This is a genomic window from Clostridium autoethanogenum DSM 10061 (assembly GCF_001484725.1).
GTDB lineage: Bacteria > Bacillota > Clostridia > Clostridiales > Clostridiaceae > Clostridium_B > Clostridium_B ljungdahlii.
Genome location: NZ_CP012395.1, coordinates 507,237 through 533,237, shown reverse-complemented (window position 1 = coordinate 533,237; position 26,001 = coordinate 507,237). Strand labels below are relative to the sequence as shown.

Below are 26,001 nucleotides of genomic sequence, written 5' to 3'. Positions count from 1 at the left end.
AACTATTATAAATCTTATGAAATCTCAAGTATTTTTAAGATGGATTAAGAAATACAGAAGATTATTAATACAGATACAGATAATAAGTATTGATAATTTCTATTATATATGATTATATATATGTAATATAAATATTAGTACAGAGTATTGATAAAAAATAGTACAGATGGTAAATAAAACATTATAGAATTTGTTTACACACAAGGGAGGAAGAAGAATTGGATAAAATTGTTTTTGGTGAAGCTAATAGATGTCTTGGATGTAAAGTGCCTCAATGTAAAAAAGGATGCCCTGTAAGCACCCCTATAAATGAAGTAATAAAACTTTTTAAAGAGAATAAAATAAAAGAAGCCGGGAAACTTCTTTTTGAAAATAACCCCATGTCAGCTATTTGTTCACAAGTTTGTCCACATGAAAAGTTTTGTGAAGGCCATTGCGTGCTTGGTAAAAAAGGAACTCCTATAAAGTTTGGTCTTATCGAAAAATATATATCAGACTTTTATCTTAATTTTATAACGTCAGCTGATATAAAAAAGTTGAATAAAAAAATTGCAGTAGTAGGGTCAGGTCCAGCAGGATTGAGTATTGCCTTTATAATGGCAAGAAAGGGATATGATGTAACTATATTTGAATCCCATGAAGATATAGGAGGAGTTTTGAGATACGGCATACCTGCCTTTAGACTTCCTAAAGATATTTTGGACAGGCTTAAGGATAAACTTCTCCATATGAGAGTTAAGATAAGGCCTAATACTCTTATAGGACCTGTGATAACTGTTGAAGATTTGTTTAGGGATGGATACAGGGCGGTTTATATAGGAACAGGAGTGTGGAGCCCAAGGAGCTTGGGACTTAAAGGAGAAACTTATGGTAATGTGAATTATGCCATAGATTATCTTAAAAATCCTGAGGCCTATAATTTGGGAGATAAAGTTGCAATTATAGGAGCAGGAAATGTTGCTATGGATGCTGCAAGGACTATAATTAGAAATGGATCAAATGACGTAACTATCATTGCAAGGAGTGATGAAGAACATGCAGGAGCAGATAATATAGAAATTGATTATGCCAAACTTGATGGAGTGAAATTTCTCTATAAAATGGCACCAGTTGAAATAACAGATGATGGAATTAAAGTAGTTCCAACTGAGGTGTCCTTTGATGAAAATACAGGGAAAAAGAAAGTAACGTTAAAAGATGAGGAAACAAAGCTTTTTAATGCAGATTCTATAATAATTGCTGTAGGCCAGGGACCTAAGGCAAATATAGTAAACAATTCTGAAGGAATAGAAGTAAATTCCAAAGGACTTATACAGACAGACGATTCAGGAAGAACTACAAGGTCTGGAGTTTTTGCATCAGGTGATGTGGTAACAGGTGCCAAAACCGTTGTTGAAGCAGTAGAGGTTTCAAAGCACCTTGTAAATGCTATGGAAGAATATATAAAGAGTATGGATAAGAAATTTGAAAGTTCAGATAAAAATTAAAAATATTTTTATTGAAATTCCATATTCTAAGGTGTATATTAATAATGTAGTAAAAAGTATATAAATTGGATGAATACAGTGCGAGATAGCATCTAGTTGTTAACCGAAGAAGCAATGATATGCCGCCACGGATATATCAAAAACTCTCAGGTAGAAGGAGCGCTGTAGGACAAAACTCTGAAAAAGCTGTTATTAAGACAGTACCAAAGGTGAAAGATATTTAATATCGAAACTCTCAGGTAAAAAAACAGAGGATATGTGGACTATTGGGTAAATAGTCTCCATATCCTTTTTTTTAATGCATAAAAATATGAAGGAGGTTTTATGTTATGGAAGAATTAAAGAAAACTCCGCTGTTTGATTCTTATAAGAAATACGGTGCAAAAATAATAGATTTTGCAGGATGGGATATGCCAGTACAATTTGAAGGCATAACATCTGAACATCAAGCAGTACGTAAAAAAGCAGGATTATTTGATGTCTCACATATGGGAGAAGCAGATATAACAGGAAAAGATGCACTAGAATTTGTTCAAAATTTAATAACGAATGATGCAGCTAAGATTAAAGAAAACCAAATATTATATACACCTATGTGTTATCCAGAAGGTGGAATAGTAGATGATATACTTGTTTATAAATTTACAAATGAGCACTTTTTTCTCGTAATAAACGCTGCAAATACTGATAAAGATATTGACTGGATGAAAAAAAATAAGGAAAATTTTCAGGTAGATATAAAAAATATATCTCCTTCAATTATACAGCTTGCAATTCAGGGGCCAAATGCGCAAAAAATACTTCAAAAATTAACGGATACAGATTTAGATAGCATCAAGTTCTATTTCTTCAAAAAAGATGTACTAGTTGCTGGAAAAAGGTGCATGGTTTCAAGAACAGGATATACAGGAGAAGATGGATTTGAAATTTATTCAGAAACCGAAAATGCAGAGTATCTGTGGGATAAGATACTTGAAACAGGTAAAGAAGATGGTATAAAACCAATAGGACTTGGTGCAAGGGATACTTTGAGATTTGAAGTTAGCTTGCCACTTTATGGAAATGAATTGTCTAAATCAATTACACCTCTTGAAGCAGGCATAGGAATTTTTGTGAAACTTGATAAGGACAATTTCATAGGCAAAGATGCTCTTGTAAAGCAGAAAAAAGAAGGACTAAAGAGAAAAATAGTTGGCTTTGAAATGAAGGAAAGAGGAATTTCAAGGCACGGATACGAAGTTTTTGCAGAGAATAAGAAAATAGGAGAAGTAACCACTGGATATCGCTCACCCTCTTTAAATAAAAATATAGGTTTTGCTTTAATTGATTCTAAATATGCACCTATTGGAACTTCTATTTCTATAAAGGTGAGGAATAAGCTTTTAAATGCGGAAGTAGTTAGCAAGAAATTTTATAATAAAAATTATAACAAATAGTGGGGAGGATTTATAAATGAAAACTTTAAAGGAATTATTGTATTCAAAAGATCATGAATGGATAAAAGTTGATGGGGACAAAGCTTATGTTGGTATTACAGATTTTGCCCAGGATTCTTTAGGAGAAATTGTTTTTGTTGAACTTCCTGAAGTGGATTCAGAATTCTCAAAAGGTGATGTATTTGGAACAGTTGAATCTGTAAAAGCAGCTTCAGATTTGTGTATTCCAGTTTCAGGTAAGGTCTTAGAAGTAAATGAGGAACTTGTAGATAGTCCTGAAGGCCTCAATGAAGATCCTTATAAAAACTGGATAATTTCAATTGAAATATCAGATGAATCGGAATTGAAAGATTTACTTGATGCAGCAAACTATGAAAAAATATGTGATAAGGAGTGATTGACATGCATCCTTATTTACCACTTACAGAAGAAGACAAGACAATTATGCTGGAGAAAATAGGAGTAAGCAGCATAGATGATCTGTTTTCCGATATACCAGAAAGTGTTCGTTTAAATAGAAAATTAAATATAAATAATGGAATGTCCGAGCTTGAAGTGGAGTCTTACATTAAGGACATTGCAAAATCAAATAAAAGCTGTGATGATCTGACCTGTTTTTTAGGTGCAGGGGTTTATGACCACTATATACCTTCTGTGATAAAGCACATAACGTCAAGGTCTGAGTTTTATACTGCATATACTCCTTATCAGGCTGAAATAAGCCAGGGTACACTTCAGACTATATTTGAGTATCAGACAGTTATGGCTAATTTAACAGGTATGGAAGTTTCAAATGCTTCAATGTATGATGGAGCTACAGCTTGTGTAGAAGCAGCACAAATGGCTGCAAATGTAACAAGACGTAAAAATATAGTAGTTTCAAAAACTTTAAACCCTGAAGTTAGAAAGGTACTTAAAACTTACTTGAGATTTAAAGATTTAAATCTAATAGAAATAGATGAAGCAAGTGGAGTTACTGATATAGACAAACTTAAAGGTCAGATTAATAAGGACACAGCGGCAGTTATAGTTCAAACACCAAATTTTTTAGGGTTAATAGAGGAACTGCAGGATGTGGAGAAGTATGTTCACGATAATAAATCCCTTTTAATAGTATTTTGTGATCCCATTTCTCTTGGAATACTAAAGAGTCCTGGAGAATATGGAGCAGATGTAGTTGTAGGTGAGGGACAATCTCTTGGAAACAGCATGAATTACGGCGGTCCCTATCTTGGATTTTTAACTACTACTAAAAAGTATTTGAGAAAAATTCCAGGAAGAATTGTAGGTGAAACTACGGATTCAGAAGGTAAGAGAGGCTATGTACTAACACTTCAGGCAAGAGAGCAGCATATAAGACGTGAAAAGGCTTCTTCAAATATATGCTCCAATGAAGCATTAAATGCACTTACAGCACTTATATATTTAACTACACTAGGTAAAAAGGGAATTAAAGAAGTAGCTTATCAAAATGTCCAAAAATCTCATTATGCATTTAAAAAACTTACTGAAGGTGGAAAGTACAAAGCTGTATTTGACAAACCGTTTTTCAATGAATTTGTAGTTGCTTGTAAAAATCCAGTAGGAGACATAAATAAGAAACTACTTGAAAATAAAATATTAGGTGGATATGATCTTGAAAAACAATATCCTTCTTATAAAAATTCAATGCTTTTATGTGTAACTGAAAAGAGGACAAAGAATGAAATTGATAAATTAACTTCTGTATTGGAGGGAATTGAGTAATGAAAGAATATAATAAACTTATTTTTGAACTTTCCAAAGAAGGCAGAAAGGCCTACTCCCTTCCTAAATGTGACGTACCAGAAGAAGGTATTGAAAAATTGTTGCCTGAAGAATTTATAGGCAAAGAGGAGCCTGAGCTTCCAGAAGTAAGTGAAGTAGATGTAATAAGACATTTTACACTGCTTTCTAATAAAAACTTTGGTGTGGATACGGGATTTTATCCTCTTGGTTCCTGTACTATGAAGTATAATCCTAAAATAAATGAAGATATGGCAGATTTTAAGGAATTTACTCAGCTTCATCCGTACCAGCCAGAAGAAACTACCCAGGGAGCTTTAAAACTTATGTATGAATTAAGTCAAAAACTTGCTGAAATAACAGGCTTTGAAACTGTATCTCTCCAGCCGGCAGCAGGAGCTCATGGAGAACTTTCAGGACTTATGATTATAAAAGCTTACCATGAAAAAAGGGGAGATTTTAAGAGAAAAAAGATTATAGTTCCTGATTCAGCTCATGGCACAAATCCAGCTTCAGCTTCTTGTGCAGGGTTTGAAATAATAGAAGTGAAATCGGATGAAGATGGAACAGTGGACATCGAATCTTTGAAATCCATATTAAGTAATGAAGTAGCAGGACTTATGCTTACAAATCCTAATACACTTGGACTTTTTGAAAAAAATATTATAGAAATAGCTAGACTTGTCCATGAAGCAGGGGGACTTCTTTACTACGATGGTGCTAACATGAATGCCAATATGGGAAAGACAAGACCTGGAGATATGGGATTTGATGTATGTCATATGAACCTTCACAAGACTTTTTCAACACCTCACGGCGGTGGCGGACCAGGAAGTGGACCTATAGGAGTTAAAAAGAAACTTATGGAATTTTTACCTGTTCCCGTAGTTTCTAAAGACAAAGATAAATATTATTTGGATTATGACAGACCTTATTCCATAGGAAAAGTAAGAAGCTTTTATGGAAACTTTGGAGTTATGGTAAAGGCATTTTCCTATATCTTGAGTATGGGAGCAGATGGATTAAGGGAAGTTAGTGAAGATGCAGTCTTAAATGCCAACTATATAAAGGAAAGACTAAAGGATTATTATAATATACCTATAAATACAATTTGTAAACATGAATGTGTACTTGGGGGCTTGAAAGAAGATGAAAATGGAGTTACAACTCTGGATGTAGCAAAAAGACTTTTGGATTACGGATACCACCCTCCAACTATATATTTTCCATTAATCGTAAAAGAAGCGATGATGATAGAACCCACAGAAAATGAAAAGTTGGAAACACTGGATGAATTTATAGATGATATGATAAGCATTGCAAAAGAGGCTAAGGAAAATCCCGACATAGTAAAATCAGCACCAAATACGACTATAATTAAAAGGTTAGATGAAGTAAAGGCAGCAAGGAAACCTGTAGTTAAGTGGAATAAAAAGTAACAGAGTTCCTAAGCTAAAAATAAACTTATGCTCCGAATATTTTACAACCACAAGTACGTTAAATATTTTGATAAGTCTAAGCAGAAAATATTTAAATGTACTTGTTTATTGTAAAACATTCCTACGCATAAGTTTATTTTTTTTAGTTATAAAACTTACATATTTAATTCTGCATAGAGTAGAGCTAAAGGTTGTAAATAAATGATGATATTTAAAATGCGTTCAAAAAGTGAACTGTAGTCAAAAAACGAACACCGTTTTTTAATTGATTTGATCAAAAAGTGAACATACATAATAAAAATATAAAAGAAACTACCTAATTTGGGCATTTTAGACAATGGCATATATATTGCTTATAAGTAAATAGTGATTCTAAATTTAAATATTTAACTATTATTAAGATATTTGTTTTTGTGGCAATTATATATTATGCTAATAATTATATATAATGTTAATGGACTTTCCTATAATAATGCAAGGTTGAATTGGAAATTGTTATTATGACGGGGGGATTATAATGAATGCAGCTATTTGCAAATTGGACAATACAGTTGTATCCAAGCCTAATATAGAACTTTCACATAGAAGGTGTAAAAAGTTCAGTATTGATTCACACCAGGTCTTTAGCAAAAAAATAATACACGATGCTGAATTACAGAAAAGATTTGCGGCTAACAGAAATTTAATATTAACTGCAGCACCTTATATGGAGCAGCTAATTAATTTTGTAAAGGGATTTAATTTTTTTGTATTACTTACCGATGGAGAGGGATGTATATTAAATGCATTAGGTGATGAAAAAATACTTGAAGAAGCTTTTTCTTTGAAAATGGTACCGGGAGCTTTTATGAATGAAGAAAACATTGGAACAAATGCTATGAGCGTAGTTATAAAAAGTAAGCTGCCAGTTCAAATTTCTGGAGATGATCATTTTATTAATGCATATCATAGGTGGACATGTTCAGCCGCACCTATAAAAGATAATAAAGGAAAACTTATAGGTGTATTGAATCTTACTGGGTACATTGAATTTGTACATTCCCATACCCTTGGTATGGTTATAGCAGCGTCAAATGCTATAGAAGAAATGCTTAAAGTAGAAGAGTACAATAAGATTCAAAATATGAATTACAAGCATATAAAAAATATATTTAATTCCAGTCCTGTTGCTATAATAACCTCAGATATAAATGGTAAAATAAAAATTTGCAATAAAAAGGCACAGGATATGTTTGGCATAAGAGGTAATAAGTTAGAAACGAACAATATGGAAGATATTATAGAAAACTGGAATGATATAAAAACATCTATGTATTTAGGAGAAAGTGATTCAAAAGAAACAATTATGGTTTCACTAAGAAATAAGATTCAGTATCAAGTAACTACTAGCTCAATATACAATTGTGATGATGATAATAATATTGAGATAGTTTATGTTTTTGAAAAAGCTAAAAAGGTAAATAAAAAGAATAATGGCCAGGCTTACTATACTTTTGGTAAAATAATGGGGCAGGATGAAAACTTTACAAAAGTAATAAATTATGCAAAAAAGATTTCAGATAGTAAATCAACTATACTTATAATGGGAGAAAGCGGTACGGGAAAAGAAGTGTTTGCACAGTCCATTCATAATTACAGCAGCAGAGTAGATGGACCATTTGTGGCTTTAAATTGTGGTGCTATACCTAAACAACTTATAGAGTCAGAACTTTTTGGATATGAAGAAGGAGCTTTTACAGGAGCAAAAAAGGGTGGTAATCTTGGAAAATTTGAATTGGCAGATGGCGGAACTATAATGCTTGATGAAATTGGAGAAATGCCTCTTGATATGCAGACAAAGCTTCTAAGAGTTGTACAGGAAGGTGTAATAACGAGAATTGGGAGTTCAAAATCTATACCTGTAGATGTAAGAATTATAGCTGTTACAAACAGAGATTTAAAAAAAGAAGTGGAAGCTGGAAGATTTAGAAAGGATCTATATTATAGGCTAAATGTGCTGCCTTTATTCTTACCTCCACTTAGAGAAAGAAAAAAGGATATACCTCTTCTTATTCAATATTTTGTCAAGAATATAGGACAAAAATTAAATAAAAAAGAGCCAGTTATATCAGAAGAATACTTGAAGAAAATGATTAATTATAATTGGCCTGGAAATATAAGAGAATTAGAAAATTTGGTTGAACTAATTGTAAACACAGGATCTATACCATCAGGGTATTTTACAGGAGAAAATTGTGATAATGAGGTACTTGTAGATATTAGTGATGATTGTTTAAAGCTGGATTATATGGAAAAAGAACATATAATTAAAGTATTGAAGAAGTTCAAGGGGAATATAACTCATTCGGCAGAAGCACTTGGTATAAGGAGAAATACTTTATACAGTAAGATAAAAAAGTACAATATACAAATATAATATTTTTCATTTGAAAAATATAATTAGAGGGTTACCTACAGATATGCTGTTGGTAACCCTCTAATTATATTTCAAAAAGAAAGTTTAAAGAAAACGTAGGTGAGTTCAACATTTTGAATATTGATATTAATCATTGCTCATAATAATAGTGAAATTAATATTTCTTCCAATAATATAAAATCAAGGAGGTACAATATGTTAAAAAAGAGCTTAATTATTAATGGAGTTAAAAGGACTGTTATAGCAGATCCTGAGGCATTTTTAGCAGATGTTTTGAGAAAACAATTACATCTGGTTGGAACAAAAGTTGGATGTAGAAAAGGAGAATGTGGTGCCTGCTCTATAATTTTGGATGGAAATGTTGTAAGAGCTTGTATAACTAAAATTAAAAGAGTTCCTGATGAAGCAAATATTATAACTATAGAAGGAGTTGGCACCAATGAGCATCTTCATCCACTGCAGTTAGCATGGATGGTTCATGGTGCTGCACAGTGTGGATTCTGTACTCCTGGATTTATAGTTTCTGCAAAGGCACTTTTAGATGAAAACATAAATCCTACTAGGGAAGAAGTAAGAGATTGGTTTCAAAAACATAGAAATGTATGTAGATGTACGGGATACAAACCAATAGTTGATTCTGTAATGGAAGCAGCAAAACTTATGCGTGGAGAAATAAGAAAAGAAGATATATGGGCTAAACTTCCTAAAGATGGAACTTTACTTGGTTCAAGTGTAGTACGTCCATCTGCCCTTGCAAAAGTAACAGGATCATGGGAATTTGGAGCGGATCTTGGATTAGAACTTCCACCAGGAACATTGCACATTAAATTAGTTCAGGCAACGGTATCCCATGCCAATATAATATCTATAGATACTTCAGAAGCAGAAAAAATACCTGGAGTATATAAAGTATTAACATATAAAGATGTACCAGGCACTAATAGAATAAATGGTTTGGCTTTTCCATCCAATAAGGGTGATGGACTTGAAAGGCCTATATTAAATGATAAAAAGGTTTTCCAATTTGGAGATGCTATAGCTATGGTTTTGGCAGAAAATCCAGCAGTAGCTGAAGCAGCAGTAGAAAAAGTTAAAGTAGAGTTAGAAGAGCTACCAGCATATATGAGTGCACCAGCTGCTATGGCAGAAGATGCTATAGAAATTCATCCAGGAACTCCTAATATTTACTTTGAGTGCGGTACTAAAAAAGGTGGAGATACGGCACCTTTAATGGATTCTCTTCCTTATGTTGTTGAAGATGATTTTTATGTTGGAAGACAACCACATTTACCACTTGAACCAGATGTTGGATTCGCATATTTTGATGAAGATGGAGATTTAATGGTACATTCAAAGAGCGTTGGAATACACATACATGCAGCAATGGTTGCAGATGGAATAGGAATACCACTTGAAAAACTTAAAATAGTTCAAAATCCTACAGGAGGTACATTTGGTTATAAATTTAGTCCAACAATGGAAGGTCTTCTTGGAGTAGCTGCTATGGTAACTAAAAGACCTGTATATCTTGAATTTAACATGTATCAGCAGATAACATATACCGGAAAAAGGTCACCTTTCTTCATGCATCTTAAATATGGTGCAGATAAAGATGGAAAGATAAAGGCACTGGAAACAGATTGGAGTGTAGATCATGGACCATATTCTGAATTTGGAGATCTTTTGACAATGAGAGGAACTCAATTTATGGGTGCCGGATATAATATTCCAAATATAAGAGGTGAAGGCCGTACTGTAGCCACTAACCATGCTTGGGGTTCTGCATTTAGAGGATATGGTTCACCTCAATCTCTTTTTGCATCAGAAGTAGCAATTGATGAGCTAGCTGAGAAGGTTGGAATGGATCCTCTAGAATTTAGATACATGAATGTTTATAGAGAAGGAGATACAACTCCAAATGGATGTCCTCCAGATGTAATTTGTCTGCCTCAGGCAATAGATAAATTAAGACCATTTTATAATGAAGCAAAAAAGAGAGTTAAGGATAAAAATAATGCTAGTTCTGGAGATAAAAAATATGGTGTGGGAGTTTCACTTCTCATATATGGATGCGGCCTAGACGGTCCAGATACATCAAGAGCTTGGGCTGAAATTACTCCAGAAGGCGTTACTGTGGCAAACTCCTGGGAAGATCATGGCCAAGGTGCTGATATGGGAACACTCACAATTGCTCATGAAACTTTAAAACCTTTAGGAATAAAACCTGAACAAATTAAACTTGTTATGAATGATATGAAATTTACGCCAGATAGTGGCCCTGCAGGTGGAAGTCGTTCTAATGTTTTAACTGGTAATGCTACAAGAGTTGCCTGTGAAAACTTGGTAAATGCTTTGAAAAAAGAAGATGGGACTTATAGAACTTATGATGAGATGGTAGCTCAAGGTCTTCCAGTAAAATATGATGGAGAGTGGACAGCACCATGTACTGCTTGTGATGTAGAGACAGGTCAAGGAAATCCATTCCCTGTATATATGTATGGTGTACTTATGGCAGAAGTAGAAGTCGACGTCAATACAGGAAAGACTAAAGTCGAAAATCTTACTATGGTTTCAGATTGCGGTACTATAGTAAATAAAATAGTAGTTGAAGGACAGCTTTATGGTGGATTAGTTCAAGGTATAGGACTCGCTTTAAGTGAAGATTTTGAAGATTTAAAGAAACATGTTACACTTACAGCTTGTGGAATACCTCAAATAAAAGATGTTCCAGACAATATAACACTTATTCATCAGGAAACACCAAGACCAAACGGCCCTTACGGAGCAGCAGGATCAGGAGAAATGCCACTTTCAGCACCACATGCGGCAATAATTAATGCAATATATAATGCCTGTGGAGCACGTATTACTAAATTGCCAGCTTTACCTGAGAAGGTCTTGGCAGCACTTAAGAAATAAGAGATAACGTATATTAGGCATATCTCTATAAAGGAATCAGAAGCAAATAATTTCTACATTCTATATTGAAGTGTTTTTTTAAAGTTTCTGATTCCTTTTTGTTATAGATAATTAACATTGAGACTAAACTTATCCAGTATCATTTCATTATTAGATGATTTAAAATATATATGAAAAATGAATATTACAAGAGTTTTAAGCAAAAGAAAATAACTTTACAAGTTTAGTTCTAAAGTTAATAATCTATAAAGGAAGGTGAGAAGTTCTATGGATTTAAATAAATTACTAAATAGAAGAGAGTTATGTATTGGAGACAAACCTTCAGCCTGTATAGCAGGGTGTCCTTTACACATGGATGTAAAAGCTTTTATTGAAGAAATACAAAAGGGAGACTTTAAAAAAGCTTATAAAATTATGTCTAAGAAGGTTCCTTTTGCAAGAATAATAGGAAGTATATGTGATGAGCCTTGCAAGGGCGTATGTCCTAGAAATAAATTAGGTGGAGGCATAAATATACATGAGCTTGAAAGGACAGCAATAGAGTTAGGTTTTTCTTCCCCCAAAAAGTCTATTCCTATACCTAAAAATGAAAAAAATGTTGCAGTAATAGGCGCAGGTATAAGTGGTATTGTTGCTGCTTTTGATTTGGATAGAAAAGGATATCAAGTTACTGTCTATGAAAAAAGTGATAAAATAGGCGGCAGATTGTGGAACTTCCAAGGGGAACAACTTTCAAAGCAAACAATAGAAGAAGAACTAGAAATAATGAATAAAGATGATATAACAATTAAGTTCAATGAATTTGTAGATGAAGAAAAATTGGAGAATATACTCAATACCTATGATGCAGTTTACATAGGGACAGGAACTTGGGAAAAAGATTTAAAAGTAAATCCACAAACTTTCCAGGTGGAGGATAGTTCTTTGTTTGCAGGGGGAAGAGTTGTAAACAAAAACGATTCAGTTATACTCTCTATAAGTTCTGGAAGAAGGGCAGCTACATCCATTGATAGATACCTTCAAAAAACTTCTCTTACAGCAGCTAGAGAAAATGAAGGTTCTTATGATACTCCTTTAAAACTTCAATTGGATGATATAGAAACTGTAGAACCTATTAAAAGGACTTCTTCAGTATATAATGAAAAAGAGGCAATAGAAGAGGCACAAAGATGTTTGAAATGTGAATGTTCACAGTGTGCTAAAAATTGTCCACATTTAAGAAAATACAACACTGAACCTAGAAAATATATAAGGCAGATAAATCACAATGAAAATATAGTACTAGGAGATCATTATGCAAATGAAATGATTAATTCATGTACTCTTTGCGGACTTTGTGGTGAAGTTTGTCCTTCTAATTTAGACATGAAGGATATAATACAAGAGACTCGTGAAAGCATGGTAGAAAGAGAAAAAATGCCTGTGTCAGCTCATGATTTTGGACTTAGAGATATGGAATTTAGTAATAGTAAACATTTTTCTATGGTAAAAAATCAGCCGGGATATGAAAAGGTGAAATATATGTTTTATCCTGGATGTCAGCTGCCTGCTTCTTCTCCTGAATATATACCTGAAATATATAAATATCTCATGGATAATATTAAAGATGGAGTTGGGATAATGTTAGGCTGCTGCGGTGCACCAGCAGATTGGGCTGGAAGACAGGATTTAGTGAAGAAGAATATGGAGGATATGAAAGATAAGTGGGAAAAAGCAGGAAAGCCAACTTTTATTTTAGCTTGCTCAAGTTGCTATAGAAACTTTAAAAAATATATACCGGATATTAAACTTATTTCTCTATGGGAAGTTATGGATAAATATGGTATCAGGAAAAATAATAAAACAGAGAAAAAGAAAGTGTTAGCTGTACAAGATGCATGTTCAACAAGGCATAATAAAGAAATTCACGAAAGTATAAGAAGTATAGCAGACAAATTAGGATATGAAATAAAAGAACTCAAATTTTCAAAAGAAAAAACTAAGTGCTGTGGCTATGGAGGCTTAGTATATTTTGCAAATAGAGAGCAGTCTAGGGAATTTGCAAAAGATAGGATAGGTGAAAGTAACCTGGATTATTTAGTTTACTGTGCAATGTGTAAGGATCTATTTATAGATGAAGGTAAAAAAACCTTCCATATCTTAGACTTAATTTATAGCAATAATTTAGAAGAAGCCGGACTGAGAAAAGTTCCAAGTCTTTCAAAGCGTCATGAAAATAGGGCACTTGTTAAAAAGAAACTTTTAAAAGAAATATGGAATGAGGAAATGAATGACTTTAAAAAGGATTATGGATTTAAATTAAATATACCGGACAATGTGCAAAATCAAATGGAAGAAAGACTGATTTTGCTTGAAGATATAGAAAAAGCAGTAGATAATGCGCAAAAAAATAAAGAGAGATTTTTTAATCCTGAAAATTCTCATTATTTATGCAGACTTAGGATTGGTAGTGTTACCTATTGGGTAGAATATGAAAAAAATGAAAATCAAATTTTTGTTAAAGACGTTTACAGCCATAGGATGGAAGTAGTGGAGGAATAGCTATGAATATTAATAAAGAAGAGAAAACTCCATGGATTTGTGACAAATGTAATAAAGAATTAGAACTTAGACAGGTAAAAGTTTTATATCTTGGAGGAAATTTTGAAGTTGAACTCATGCAGTGTCCACAATGTAAAATGGTAATTATAGATGAGAAACTTGCATTAGGAAAAATGAAGGAGGTAGAAAAGGGACTGGAAGATAAGTGATGATAGCAGAGAAGGAGAATAAAAGTTATAAATGATACTGCTTTTCGTATATATAAATTGGCTTCATCAGGATTTTGTTGTACCCAAATAATGCTTAAATTGGCTTTAGAGGATGAGGAAAAAGAAAAAACAGATTTAATAAAGGCCTTAAATGGCCTTTGTGGGGGATTAGGATCTAGCGAAAAGGTTTGCGGAATTTTAACTGGAGGTATAGCTGTTATAGGACTTTATGCAGGAAAAGGTGAGCCTAGAGAATATTATGGCGAAAATTTTCAACCTATGTTAAGTGAATATATAGATTGGTTTAAAGAAAAATTTGAAAGCACAGAGTGCAGAGATATAATAGGAATTCAAAAAATAACTGATGAAAATGGTAATATAAATTATCCTGTAAAGTGTGGAGATGTTTTATTGAAAAGTTATGAGAAGATTCAACAGATAATATGTAAGTATGGATATGAATTTGGAAATAGGGATGATTAGTAAAATTAACAGTTGGGATAAAATATTGTACAATATAAATAGCTATACTTTTAGTATATCTACCATGGCATTTCAAGACATTTGAAATGTGGATTTACAGAAACTGTGGAGTTAAAGGGGAGAGGGCAAAATGAAGCTGACACCACTTGAAGCATGGATAGTGGATAAAACGGGGATAAAGGAAAAAAGTAGGGAAGCTTTAGAAAATTATCAGTTAAATAAAATAAGAAAAGTTATAGATTACGGAAAAAAATATAGTAAGTTTTATAAGGAATATTTGAAAAATATTGAGGAAGATGATATAAAATCCTTTAAATATTTTGAAAAAATTCCTTTTACATTGCCAGAACATATAAAACAAAACTCAAATAATTTTTTATGCGTACCTCAAAGAGATGTTGCCAGGATAGTAACGTTAAGAACTTCGGGAACAAGTGGAGAAGAAAAAAGAATATATTTTACGGAAAAGGACTTAGATCTTACTGTAGAATTTTTTAAATATGGTATGCAGTGTATTGTAAATAAAAATGACAGGGTATTGGTGCTTTTACCAGGAAATAGTCATGGCAGTATAGGAGATTTGCTAAAAAAAGCGTTAAAGGATATAGATATAACATGTTATGTTCAAGGTGTACTTGTAAATCCTAAGGATACTGCAGAATTTATAAAGGAAAAAGGTATAGATTGTATAGTAGGGATTCCACTTCAGGTATTGTATTTTTCCAGAGTGGAATCTGAAACATTTAAAGCCAATATAAAAAAAATTCTTCTAAGTGCTGATTATGTGCCAGAAACATTAATAAGAGAAATTACACATAAATTTAACTGTAAAGTTTTCACACACTATGGTATGACGGAAATGGGGTATGGAGGAGGAGTAGAATGTGAGGCTTTAAGTGGTTACCATATGAGAGAAAATGATCTGTATTTTGAAGTAATAAATCCTCGTACAGGAAAGGTAGCAAAAGATGGAGAATATGGAGAGATAGTATTTACAACTCTTACAAGAGAAGGAATGCCTTTAATAAGATATAAAACAGGTGATATAGGGTGTTTTAAAGCAGGTTTGTGTGCTTGTGGTACTTTTTTAAAGACTATGGAAAGAGTTCATGGAAGGATGGAAAATAAAATTGTAATAGGTAAAAATAAATTCCTATCTATGAGAGATTTGGATGAAATAATCTTGTCTTTTGAAGAGGTAATAAATTATAATGTTTATATTGAAAAGAAAAATATTTTGTATATAGATATTGCTGTAAAAGATGAAGAAGACTTTTACAAATTAAAAGGGCGTATTAAAAATAGCATAGAAAAAATTCCATCAGTAAGAGAATCATTAATTGATGGAACTTTGGAAATTGTATTAAAGTATATGAAAAAAAGTATAGAAGTAAAAAATAGTATGGTAAAGCGAAAAATATATGATTATAGATGGAGGGGATAAATGTGGAAGATATATATGAGGTGATAAATAATCTTCTGGATAAAAAAGAAGATTTTGTTTTGGCCACTATTCTAGAAAAATCTGGATCTGCGCCTAGAGAAGAAGGTACCAAGATGATTATAAAAAGGGATTTTTCTATTATAGGAACTATAGGTGGAGGCATATTTGAGGCATTGGCCATAAAATTATCTTCAAGGATATTTGAAAATGAGGCTTATATAATTAAAAATTGTTCACTTACAAATGAAGGTGCAGAGGCTTTAGGTGCTGCCTGCGGTGGAGATCTTAAATTGCTTCTGGAGTATGTAGATTATAAAGACAGTGACATGGTGGAAGTGTATAAAAATGTGCAGAAGCTGAAGAGAAAAGGTGATAATTTTGCTATTATAACTAGAATACCTGAAGAAGGAAAAAGCATAAAAGGCATGGATAAGTGGATTTGCAGTGAAGCATCATTTTATGGAAAAGAAGATGAGAAGGTTCAGTGCATAATTAGAAAGATAAAAGAAAACTTTAAAAATGTTACTATGAAGTATACTGACTTAGAAGAGGAACATTATTTAATAGAGCCTGTTTTAAATACTCAAACTATATATGTAATAGGTGCGGGACATGTAGCACAAAAAATTGCAGAAGTAGCCAAAAGCCTGGATTTTGACATTGTTGTTATAGACGATAGACAGGAATTTGCAAATAAGGAAAGGTTTAAAGATGTAAAAGAAGTAAAAGCAATTCCCTCTTTTGAAAATATTCTTAAATATATAAAGGTAGATAGTAATAGTTATATAGTAATAGTTACAAGAGGCCATGCTTATGACAAGGAAGTATTAGGGCAGATGCTTAAGACTAATGCAAAGTATATAGGGATGATAGGAAGCAAGAGCAAAAGAAAGTTTGTTTATGAGAGTCTTTTGGATGAAGGATATGCAGAGGAAGATTTAAAAAGGGTACATAGTCCTATAGGTGTTTCTATATATGCACAAACTCCTGAAGAAATAGCAATAAGCATTGTGGCAGAACTAATAAAGGTAAAAAGGGAGACTTTTAATGGAAAAAGATAAATTAGGGGCCATTATCATTTCGGCAGGATATTCTTCAAGGATGGGAGACTTTAAACCACTTTTGAAATTTGGAGAATGTACTGCAGTGGAAATGATAATAAATACTTTTAAGGCTTCAAAAATTGATGATATTGTAGTAATAGTAGGCCACAGGCAAAATGAAGTAATAGATGTAATTAAAGATTTAGGAGTCAGGTGGATAAAAAATGAAGATTATTCAAAGGGCATGTTTTCTTCCATAGTAAAGGGTATGCAAGTATTGCAAGAGGATGTAAAAGGATTTTTTATGAATCCTGTAGATATACCTCTCATAAAAACACATACTGTAAATATTTTAAAGAATAAATATATGGAGTGCGGTAAGGGCATTATATACCCTAAGTTTAATGAAAAATCAGGGCATCCTCCCTTTATAGATTGTAAGTATAGATCAGAAATAATGAAAAGTGATGGTGAAGGGGGACTAAAGAGAATACTTCAAAAGTTTGACAGTGATTCTATAAGAATTTCGGTTCCAGACCAAGGTATATTGATGGATATGGATATTAAAGAAGACTATAAAAAATTACTAGAATATTTTTATTTAAAAGCACCTAATTTGGAAGAATGTTATTGCATTTTAGACTTATATGGTGTACCTTGTAATATAAGGAGACATAGTAATAAGGTATCAGAAATAGCTCTAAATGTTTTAAATAAGTTAAATAGTAAAGAATATAATTTTAATAAGAATACAATGTTAGCTGCAGGACTTTTGCATGATTTGGCTAGAAAAGAAAAAAATCATGCTAAAGAAGGGGCTAGAATATTAAGTGACCTGGGTTACCCGAATATAGCGAAAATAATAGCAACTCACATGGATATAGAGGTAAATGAAGAAGATAATATTACAGAAGGAGAGCTACTGTACTTGGCAGATAAAGTTGTTCAGGAAGACGAATTAGTAGGATTAGAAAAAAGATTTTCTGAATATTCTTCAAAATTTTCAAATAATCTTGAAGCATTAAATAAAGTGAGAAAAAGGTTTGGGGAAGCTAGAAAAATCGAAAAAAAGATAGAGAATGTATTGGGGAAAAATTTTAGCTATGAGTAGAAAAATATATTTAATAAGACATGGAAAAATAAATGTAGGTAATGAAAAACGTTACATAGGAATTACAGATATACCTTTAAATGAAGAAGGTACTTTACAAGTGCTAAAACTAAAAAGATTTTTTGAAAAAATAGACATAGAGAAAGTATATTTAAGTCCTCTAAAGAGATGTGTTGAAACAGCACATATAATTTTAGAAGGTAGAAATATAGATAAGATTATAGTAAATGAGTTAATGGAAATAAACATGGGAGAATGGGAAGGAAAAACTTTTAGTTTTATTAAAAGCTCTTTACCAGAGCAGTTTAAAAGTAGAGGAGAAGATATAGGAGGTTTTGTACCAACAGGGGGAGAAAGTTTTAAAAATCTTGAGAAAAGAGTTATCCCTGTTTTTAAATCTATTATAAATAGCACTAGTGGCAATATAATTATAATTTCCCATGCAGGAGTTAATAGAGTCATACTAAAGAATATTTTATCAATATCTATGCAGGATATATTTAAAATAAATCAACCCTATGGGTGTATAAATGAACTTTCCTTTAGTAATGGGGAGTGGAATTGGAAGTTGTTATTATAATGGGGGGGATTATAGTGAATACAGTTACTTCTAAATTGGATAATGAAGCTGTATATAAAACGGATATAGAACTTTCACATGAAAGATGTAAAAAGTTTGGTATTGATTCACGCCAGGTTTTTAGTAAAAAAATATTATATGATAATGAATTACAGAAAAAATTTGCAGCTAACAGAAATCTAATATTGACCGCGGCACCTTATATGGAGCAGCTAATTAATTTTGTAAAGGGTTTCAACTTCTTTGTATTACTTACTGATGGAGAAGGATGTATATTAAATGCATTGGGAGATGAAAAAATACTTTCGAAAGCTTTTTCTTTAAAGATGGTACCAGGGGCTTTTATGAATGAAGAAAATATTGGAACTAACTCTATGAGTATGGTTATAAGTACTAAAATGCCAGTTCAAGTTTCTGGAGATGATCATTTTATTAGAGCATATCACAAATGGACGTGTTCTGCAGCACCTATAAAAGATAGTAAAGGAAGACTTATAGGCGTATTGAATCTTACTGGGTATGCCGAATTTGTACATTCTCATACACTTGGGATGGTTATAGCGGCGTCAAATGCTATAGAAGAAATGCTTAAAGTAAAAGAATGCAATAAGATTCAAAATATGAATTACAAGCATATAAAAAATATATTTAATTCTAGTCCTGTTTCTATAATAACTTCTGATATAAATGGTAAAATAAAAATTTGCAATAAAAAAGCACAAGATATGTTTGGTATAAGAGGCAATAAGTTAGAAGCAGATAAAATGGAAGATATTATAGAAAACTGGAATGATATAAAGACGTCCATATATTTAGGCCAAGGTACTTCAAAAGAAACAAACATAGTGGCTGTGAGAAATAAAACTAGATATCAACTAACTACCAGTTCTATATATAACTGTGAAGATGATAACATTGAGGTAGTATATGTTTTTGAAGAAATCAAAATGGCAAAGAAAAGAAATGATGGTCAGGCTTACTATACTTTTGATAAAATAATTGGTCAAGATGAAAGCTTTATGAGAATAATAGAGTATGCCAAAAAGATTTCAGATAGTAAATCAACTATACTTATAATGGGAGAAAGCGGTACGGGAAAAGAGGTATTTGCACAATCTATTCATAATTACAGCAGCAGAGTAGATGGACCTTTTATAGCTTTGAATTGTGGTGCTATACCTAAACAACTTATAGAGTCAGAGCTTTTTGGATATGAAGAAGGAGCTTTTACGGGCGCCAAAAAGGGTGGCAACCTTGGAAAATTTGAATTGGCAGATGGCGGAACTATAATGCTGGATGAAATTGGAGAAATGCCTCTTGATATGCAGACAAAGCTTCTAAGAGTTGTTCAGGAAGGCGTAATAACGAAAATTGGGAGTTCAAAATCTATACCTGTGGATGTTAGGATTGTAGCTGTCACAAACAGAGATTTAAAAAAAGAAGTGGAGCGTGGAAGGTTTAGAAAAGACTTATATTATAGATTAAATGTACTGCCTTTATATTTACCACCACTTAGAGAAAGAAAAAAGGATATACCTCTTCTTATTCAATATTTTATCAAGAGTATATCACAAAAATTAAATAAAAAACAACCAGTTATACCAGGACAATATTTACAAAAAATGATTAACTACAGTTGGCCGGGAAACATAAGGGAATTAGAAAATGTAGTGGAGTTAATTATAAATACTGAATCTGTACCTGCAGGTTATTTTTCAGAAGAAAGTTGTAATAATGATGTATTTGTAAATATTAATGAAGACTGCTTAAAATTGGATTACGTGGAAAGGGAACATTTAGTAAAGGTGTTGAAGAAGTTTAAGGGAAATATAACTCATTCAGCAGCAGCATTGGGAATTAGGAGAAATACTTTGTACAGCAAGATTAAAAAATATAAAATAGAAATGTAAAAGAAATATATGGTTATAGAGATTCTAAACAAAAAATCAACTTATACTCAGGATATTTTTTACAACCTTCATCATTGTAAAAATGCGCCTGCATATAAGTTGATTTTTAAGTTAGAAAGCCTATAAATTTTACACTTTTACTTAATTTTATAATATATTATTACAAAATTAATATATATTGACAGAAGTATAATTCAGATTTATAATAAAAATGGACGAACTAGTTAGTATAAGCAAAAACAATACTATACAATCACACATTATATGGTATGCTATATTAAATTGACTTATTTGAGTATAGATTATATCATATTTAACTCTTCAGTATTCTAATTTACAATCATTTTTAATAATAATGTATTAATATCTTATTTCTATTTCTAATCTTTTAATGCAAAATTATAATAACTTAAAAGGGGGCAGCTTAATGGAGGGCATATATATAGTTAAGGGTAATATTATCTTTACTAAAACTTTTGGCAAATTTGAAGTATTTGAAAATGGGTATATTGTAGTTGAAGGTAAGTGCGTTAAAGGTGTATATAAAAATCTTCCTGAAAAGTTTAGTAAGATAAGGGTTATAGACTATGGAGATGCAATTATAATACCAGGATTTGTTGATTTGCATCTACATGCATCACAATATGGAAACTTAGGACTAGGACTTGACAAAGAACTTATGCCGTGGCTTCAAGAGTATACTTTTCCTGAGGAAGCAAAATACGCAGACATTAACTATGCAAAAAAGGTGTACTCAGCTTTAATAAGAGATTTGTGGAGATTTGGTACCACGAGGGCATGTGTTTTTGCAACTATTCATAAAGATTCAACAAAACTTTTAATGGATTTATTTGCGGAGTCAGGATTATCAGCATATGTGGGAAAAGTAAACATGAACAGAAATTCACCAGAATATTTGGTAGAAAGTACAGAAAATTCAGTTTATGATACGGAAGAAATATTGCAGGAATATTCTACAAAATATGAACTTGTAAGGCCTATAATTACACCTAGATTTGTTCCAAGCTGCAGTATGAAGTTATTGAAGGGCTTAGGAAATTTAGCTAAAAAGTACAGTGTTCCAGTACAGTCACATTTATGTGAAAATAATGATGAAGTTAGATTTGTTAAGGAGTTACATCCAGAGTGTAAAAACTATGCAAGGGTATATGATAGTGCTGGATTGTTTGGAGATGTGCCCACTATTATGGCTCATTGTATTTTGGTAGATGAAGATGAGATTGAATTAATGAAAAGAAAAAATATATTTATTGCTCACAATCCTAATTCAAATTGCAATTTGTCAAGTGGCATTGCACCTATTAGAAGGTTCATTACAAGAGGTATCCCCGTAGGGCTTGGAAGTGATATATCTGCAGGACATAGTTTGTCAATGACAAATGTAATTGTGAATAGTGCTCAGGTATCAAATTTGAAATGGCTTGAAAGCAGTAAAGTAGATAAGCCTTTTAGTACTGCAGAATTATTTTATCTGGCAACAAAAGGTGGAGGAAAATTTTTTGGTAAAGTAGGAAGCTTTGAAAATGGGTACGAGTTTGATGCTCTCGTTATTGATGACAGCAGTTTAGCTATATTTAGACAATTGTCAATAGAAGAAAGGCTGCAAAAGTTTATTTATACTGGAGATGACAGAAATATTAAGGACAGATATGTAGCTGGCAAAAAAATAAAAGAACCTAAGTGTTATTAAAAATAAAGTTCTTCAGCTTAATAAGTTTCGAGAACTTTAAATAATTTTATAATGGGGGTTAATTTATGGAAAGTGGAGTTAATGGACAGAAAAATTCGTTTCTAGAATCATTTTTCAAGTTGAAAGACAACAACACAAATGTAAAGACAGAAATTCTTGCTGGATTCACTACTTTTATTACTATGGCCTATATAATATTTGTTAATCCAAGTGTTCTTAGAATAGCAGGTATGAATTCAGCAGGTGTAGTTGGAGATGCAGCTTCAAAGTTTAATGTAGGCTCTGACCCTATTGTATCGGCGGTATTTGTTGCTACTTGTCTAGCTGCTGCTGTTGGAACATTTATAATGGGGTTCTATGCAAATTTACCTTTTGCTCAAGCTCCAGGTATGGGTCTTAACGCATTCTTTACTTACACAGTATGTTTGACATTAGGTTTTAATTGGCACCAAGCTCTTACTGCAGTACTCACTTCAGGTATTTTGTTTATAATTATTACAGTTACATCCATACGAGAAAAAATTGTTGATGCTATACCTCAAAATTTAAAATATGCTATGTCTGGTGGTATAGGACTTTTTATTGCACTTATTGGTTTGAAAAGTGGTGGAATAATAGTTTCAAATAAATCAACACTTGTTGGATTTGGAAATTTTGCACAACCAGGAACATTGCTTACTATAATAGGAGTTTTAATAATTGGCGTACTTATGGCAAGAAACGTTACAGGGTCCATCCTTATAGGCATTGTTTTAACTACACTTATAGGTATACCACTTAAAGTTACTTCTCTTGCAAATTTACACATCTTTAGTGCACCACCTTCTCTTGCACCTACTTTTGCAGCTTTTGATTTTTCCGGCCTTTTTTCAAAAGGAGGTACTTCTATAGCAGGAGCAATTTTGAGTTTTGTTATGGTTGTTATAACAATTTGTTTGGTTGATCTTTTTGATACTATTGGAACGCTTGTTGGAACTGCTACAAAGGCAGGGATGGTAGATGAAAACGGTAAAGTTTTAAGACTTAAGAAAGCCCTTATCTGTGATGCAGTAGCAACAACTGCAGGATCATTTTTCGGAACAAGTACTATTAATACCTATGTTGAATCAACCTCTGGTGTTACGGCAGGAGGAAGAACCGGTCTCACAGCAGTAACTGTAGGTATATTATTTATTCTTTCATTATTCTTCTCAGGACTTGTTGGAGTAGTTCCTTCACAGGCTACAGCACCAGCACTTATTATAGTAGGTGCCTTAATGATGGGAGTAATCAAAAATATAGATTTTGGTGATTTTACAGAAGCATTACCATGTTTCTTCGCTATTTCATTAATGGCTTTTAGTTATAGTATAGCAAATGGTATTGCAGTTGCAATGATCATTTATCCTATAGTAAAAATAGCTACTGGTAGAGGTAAAGAACTTAGTCCAATAGTGTACGTTCTTGCTGTATTATTTGTGCTAAGGTATTTACTACTTCCGTTTGAGTAGAGTAATATATATTATATATTTAACTTTTACGCATATGAGATTTTGACTTAATTTAAATATAATGCGAAGCAACTTTTTAGTTAATAGTTAAGAGTGAAGAATTAATAGTTAATGTGGATTTTTTTCGTTACACTGCAAAAAATCTTTAATTAAATTTTCCTTCACTATTAATTTTTCATTATTCATTCTTAACTTGCGAAGCTTTGCTTCGCAATATTTTTAAACTGTGGGAGTAAGATTATAATAGGGCATTTTAATAGATTGGAGAAGTGAGTAGATGAATGAATTGACAAGTAAAATCGATGCTGCTATGGGCAGGATAAAAGCAGAACTTGTGCTGAAAGATGCTTTTATAATAAATGTATTTACTCAAACTGTTGAAAAAAAGGATATTGCAATAAATGATGGGATAATTGTAGGAATGGGTAAATATGAAGGAAACCATGAAATTAATTGCAATGGTTTTTTTGTAGCACCAGGGTTTATAGATTCTCACGTTCATATAGAATCTTCTATGGTAACTCCAGAAATATTTTCTGATTTAGTTATTAAAAAAGGGGTTACTACAATTATTGCAGATCCCCACGAGATAGCAAATGTTTTAGGAGAAAAGGGTATAGAATTTATGCTCCAAAACAGTAAAAAAGGTGATGCAGATATATTTTTTATGCTTCCGTCTTGTGTTCCAGCAGTAGATTTTGAAGATAATGGTGCAGTGCTTGAAGCGGATAATTTAGAAAGATTTATTGAAGATCCTCAAGTCTTAGGACTTGGAGAAGTAATGGATGTTAATGCAGTTACTTCAGGGAATAAAAAGATGATAAGAAAAATTTTAATGGTAAACAAGTATAGAAAAAGTTTAGATGGACACTGCCCTAAAATTAATGATAAAGAACTTAATGCTTATTTATGTGCTAACATTAGAACAGATCATGAATGTACCAATTATGAAGAAGCTTTAGAAAAAGTGAAAAATGGGATGTATGTAATGCTTAGGGAAGGATCTGCGGCTAGAGATCTGAAAAAATTATTACCTGCAGTAAATGACAAAAATTATAGCAGGTTTTTGTTTTGTACTGATGACAGACATATAGAGGATTTAGTAGATGAGGGCAGTATAGATAATTGTATACGAACTGCTATAGATGAAGGATTAGATGCTATAAAAGCATATACAATAGCATCATTTAATGCAGCTAATTGTTATAATTTATGGGATAGAGGTGCTATTTCAGCTGGTATGAAGGCTGATTTGGTAATATTTGAAGATATTAAAAAATTGAAAATTAAAAATGTGATTAAGAATGGTAAAGTATACAAAAATAATCATATGTTTAAAGATATTTTTGCTAAGCCATCAGTAAATGTAGATCATATAAAAGAAGACTTATTTAAGATTAAGGCTAAAGGTAAATTTGTAAATGTAATAAAAGTTCAGCCAGGAGGACTAGTTACTAAAAAGGAAAAGAGACAAGTTAAAATAAATGAAGGATTAGTTGAATGTGTTGAAAGTAAAGAAGAAGTTGTAAATAAAATAGCTGTGATAGAGAGACACAAAAACAGTGGAAAACATTCTGTTGGGTTCATAGAAGGCCTAGGTCTCAAAAAAGCGGCTATAGCTCAGACAATTGCCCATGATTCTCATAATATAATTGTATTAGGTGACAATGATAAAGATATGGAGATAGCAGTAAATAACATTATATCCAATAATGGAGGTATAGTATTTGTATCTGAAGGTAAATTGTTAGAGCATTTAAAATTACCAATAGGTGGACTTATGACATCTGAGAATCCATCTTTTGTAGTAGATAAAATTATAAAATTAAATTCATTAGCAGTAAAGTTTGGAATTAAAAAAGAAGTTGATCCATTTATAACACTTGGGTTTATGGCACTTCCCGTAATTCCAGAGATAAAAATAACTTCAAGGGGATTATTTGATTACTCTAAATTTAGTTTTATAGATTTATTTACAGATATTTAAGTATAAGATATGAAGCTTCTATACAAATTTT

The 26,001-nt window shown here is 32.1% G+C and carries 18 protein-coding genes and 1 riboswitch; all 18 genes read left to right on the top strand.

From position 1 onward, the window contains the following. The first annotated feature begins 218 nt into the window (after nucleotides 1-218). Nucleotides 219-1,487, top strand: coding sequence for an NAD(P)-dependent oxidoreductase (locus CLAU_RS02245; protein WP_013239067.1), 1,269 nt, complete (start codon nucleotides 219-221; stop codon nucleotides 1,485-1,487). A gap of 167 nt (nucleotides 1,488-1,654) precedes the next feature. Next, nucleotides 1,655-1,748, top strand: a riboswitch (glycine riboswitch). 68 nt (nucleotides 1,749-1,816) lie between these two features. Then, the gene (gcvT, locus tag CLAU_RS02240; protein WP_013239066.1) at nucleotides 1,817-2,923 is read left to right on the top strand and encodes a glycine cleavage system aminomethyltransferase GcvT; all 1,107 of its coding nucleotides are present in this window, start codon (nucleotides 1,817-1,819) and stop codon (nucleotides 2,921-2,923) included. Between the two features lie 16 nt (nucleotides 2,924-2,939). Beyond that, nucleotides 2,940-3,320, top strand: a complete 381-nt coding sequence (gene gcvH / locus CLAU_RS02235; protein WP_013239065.1) for a glycine cleavage system protein GcvH — start codon at nucleotides 2,940-2,942, stop codon at nucleotides 3,318-3,320. A gap of 5 nt (nucleotides 3,321-3,325) precedes the next feature. Further along, on the top strand, nucleotides 3,326-4,669 hold the full coding sequence (gene gcvPA, locus CLAU_RS02230; protein ID WP_013239064.1) for an aminomethyl-transferring glycine dehydrogenase subunit GcvPA: 1,344 nt from the start codon (nucleotides 3,326-3,328) through the stop codon (nucleotides 4,667-4,669). After that, a complete protein-coding gene (gcvPB, locus tag CLAU_RS02225) occupies nucleotides 4,669-6,126 on the top strand; it encodes an aminomethyl-transferring glycine dehydrogenase subunit GcvPB (protein WP_013239063.1) in 1,458 nt (485 codons plus the stop codon). The genes gcvPA and gcvPB overlap by 1 nt, the downstream gene beginning before the upstream one ends. A gap of 517 nt (nucleotides 6,127-6,643) precedes the next feature. Beyond that, nucleotides 6,644-8,542, top strand: coding sequence for a sigma-54-dependent Fis family transcriptional regulator (locus tag CLAU_RS02220; protein ID WP_023161855.1), 1,899 nt, complete (start codon nucleotides 6,644-6,646; stop codon nucleotides 8,540-8,542). A 195-nt stretch (nucleotides 8,543-8,737) separates the two neighbouring features. Further along, a complete protein-coding gene (locus CLAU_RS02215; RefSeq protein WP_013239053.1) occupies nucleotides 8,738-11,461 on the top strand; it encodes a molybdopterin-dependent aldehyde oxidoreductase in 2,724 nt (907 codons plus the stop codon). 267 nt (nucleotides 11,462-11,728) lie between these two features. After that, nucleotides 11,729-14,002 (top strand): pyridine nucleotide-disulfide oxidoreductase/dicluster-binding protein, encoded by a 2,274-nt coding sequence (locus tag CLAU_RS02210; RefSeq protein WP_023161854.1) that lies wholly within the window; start codon nucleotides 11,729-11,731, stop codon nucleotides 14,000-14,002. A gap of 2 nt (nucleotides 14,003-14,004) precedes the next feature. After that, nucleotides 14,005-14,211: a DVU_1557 family redox protein gene (locus CLAU_RS02205; RefSeq protein ID WP_013239051.1), complete on the top strand. Its 207-nt coding sequence runs from the start codon at nucleotides 14,005-14,007 to the stop codon at nucleotides 14,209-14,211. Nucleotides 14,212-14,229: 18 nt separating this feature from the next. Then, the gene (locus tag CLAU_RS02200; protein ID WP_420806598.1) at nucleotides 14,230-14,694 is read left to right on the top strand and encodes a DVU_1555 family C-GCAxxG-C-C protein; all 465 of its coding nucleotides are present in this window, start codon (nucleotides 14,230-14,232) and stop codon (nucleotides 14,692-14,694) included. A 130-nt stretch (nucleotides 14,695-14,824) separates the two neighbouring features. After that, nucleotides 14,825-16,138 carry a DVU_1553 family AMP-dependent CoA ligase gene (locus CLAU_RS02195; protein ID WP_023161852.1) on the top strand — a complete coding sequence of 438 codons (1,314 nt, stop codon included), beginning with the start codon at nucleotides 14,825-14,827 and terminating at the stop codon, nucleotides 16,136-16,138. Between the two features lie 2 nt (nucleotides 16,139-16,140). Then, complete coding sequence (locus CLAU_RS02190; RefSeq protein ID WP_023161851.1) at nucleotides 16,141-17,199, top strand: XdhC family aldehyde oxidoreductase maturation factor; 1,059 nt, start codon at nucleotides 16,141-16,143, stop codon at nucleotides 17,197-17,199. After that, nucleotides 17,186-18,292, top strand: coding sequence for a DVU_1551 family NTP transferase (locus CLAU_RS02185; protein WP_013239047.1), 1,107 nt, complete (start codon nucleotides 17,186-17,188; stop codon nucleotides 18,290-18,292). Before CLAU_RS02190 ends, CLAU_RS02185 begins: the two co-directional genes overlap by 14 nt. Then, nucleotides 18,285-18,872 carry an alpha-ribazole phosphatase gene (gene cobC / locus CLAU_RS02180; protein WP_023161850.1) on the top strand — a complete coding sequence of 196 codons (588 nt, stop codon included), beginning with the start codon at nucleotides 18,285-18,287 and terminating at the stop codon, nucleotides 18,870-18,872. Before CLAU_RS02185 ends, cobC begins: the two co-directional genes overlap by 8 nt. Next, complete coding sequence (locus CLAU_RS02175) at nucleotides 18,872-20,782, top strand: sigma-54-dependent Fis family transcriptional regulator (protein ID WP_049781920.1); 1,911 nt, start codon at nucleotides 18,872-18,874, stop codon at nucleotides 20,780-20,782. Before cobC ends, CLAU_RS02175 begins: the two co-directional genes overlap by 1 nt. 427 nt (nucleotides 20,783-21,209) lie before the next feature. Further along, nucleotides 21,210-22,493, top strand: coding sequence for a guanine deaminase (gene guaD, locus CLAU_RS02170; RefSeq protein ID WP_023161848.1), 1,284 nt, complete (start codon nucleotides 21,210-21,212; stop codon nucleotides 22,491-22,493). Between the two features lie 65 nt (nucleotides 22,494-22,558). Next, nucleotides 22,559-23,983 carry an NCS2 family permease gene (locus CLAU_RS02165; RefSeq protein ID WP_013239043.1) on the top strand — a complete coding sequence of 475 codons (1,425 nt, stop codon included), beginning with the start codon at nucleotides 22,559-22,561 and terminating at the stop codon, nucleotides 23,981-23,983. Nucleotides 23,984-24,260: 277 nt separating this feature from the next. Next, the gene (ade, locus tag CLAU_RS02160; protein ID WP_023161847.1) at nucleotides 24,261-25,970 is read left to right on the top strand and encodes an adenine deaminase; all 1,710 of its coding nucleotides are present in this window, start codon (nucleotides 24,261-24,263) and stop codon (nucleotides 25,968-25,970) included. Nucleotides 25,971-26,001: the final 31 nt, after the last annotated feature.

Coding starts and splice junctions, on each gene's coding strand:
- gcvPA (WP_013239064.1), top strand. CDS start 3,326: ATGCATCCTTATTTACCACTTACAGAAGAAGACAAGACAATTATGCTG.
- CLAU_RS02215 (WP_013239053.1), top strand. CDS start 8,738: ATGTTAAAAAAGAGCTTAATTATTAATGGAGTTAAAAGGACTGTTATA.
- CLAU_RS02210 (WP_023161854.1), top strand. CDS start 11,729: ATGGATTTAAATAAATTACTAAATAGAAGAGAGTTATGTATTGGAGAC.
- guaD (WP_023161848.1), top strand. CDS start 21,210: ATGGAGGGCATATATATAGTTAAGGGTAATATTATCTTTACTAAAACT.
- gcvT (WP_013239066.1), top strand. CDS start 1,817: ATGGAAGAATTAAAGAAAACTCCGCTGTTTGATTCTTATAAGAAATAC.
- CLAU_RS02185 (WP_013239047.1), top strand. CDS start 17,186: ATGGAAAAAGATAAATTAGGGGCCATTATCATTTCGGCAGGATATTCT.
- cobC (WP_023161850.1), top strand. CDS start 18,285: ATGAGTAGAAAAATATATTTAATAAGACATGGAAAAATAAATGTAGGT.
- CLAU_RS02205 (WP_013239051.1), top strand. CDS start 14,005: ATGAATATTAATAAAGAAGAGAAAACTCCATGGATTTGTGACAAATGT.
- gcvH (WP_013239065.1), top strand. CDS start 2,940: ATGAAAACTTTAAAGGAATTATTGTATTCAAAAGATCATGAATGGATA.
- ade (WP_023161847.1), top strand. CDS start 24,261: ATGAATGAATTGACAAGTAAAATCGATGCTGCTATGGGCAGGATAAAA.
- CLAU_RS02220 (WP_023161855.1), top strand. CDS start 6,644: ATGAATGCAGCTATTTGCAAATTGGACAATACAGTTGTATCCAAGCCT.
- CLAU_RS02165 (WP_013239043.1), top strand. CDS start 22,559: ATGGAAAGTGGAGTTAATGGACAGAAAAATTCGTTTCTAGAATCATTT.
- gcvPB (WP_013239063.1), top strand. CDS start 4,669: ATGAAAGAATATAATAAACTTATTTTTGAACTTTCCAAAGAAGGCAGA.
- CLAU_RS02175 (WP_049781920.1), top strand. CDS start 18,872: ATGGGGGGGATTATAGTGAATACAGTTACTTCTAAATTGGATAATGAA.
- CLAU_RS02195 (WP_023161852.1), top strand. CDS start 14,825: ATGAAGCTGACACCACTTGAAGCATGGATAGTGGATAAAACGGGGATA.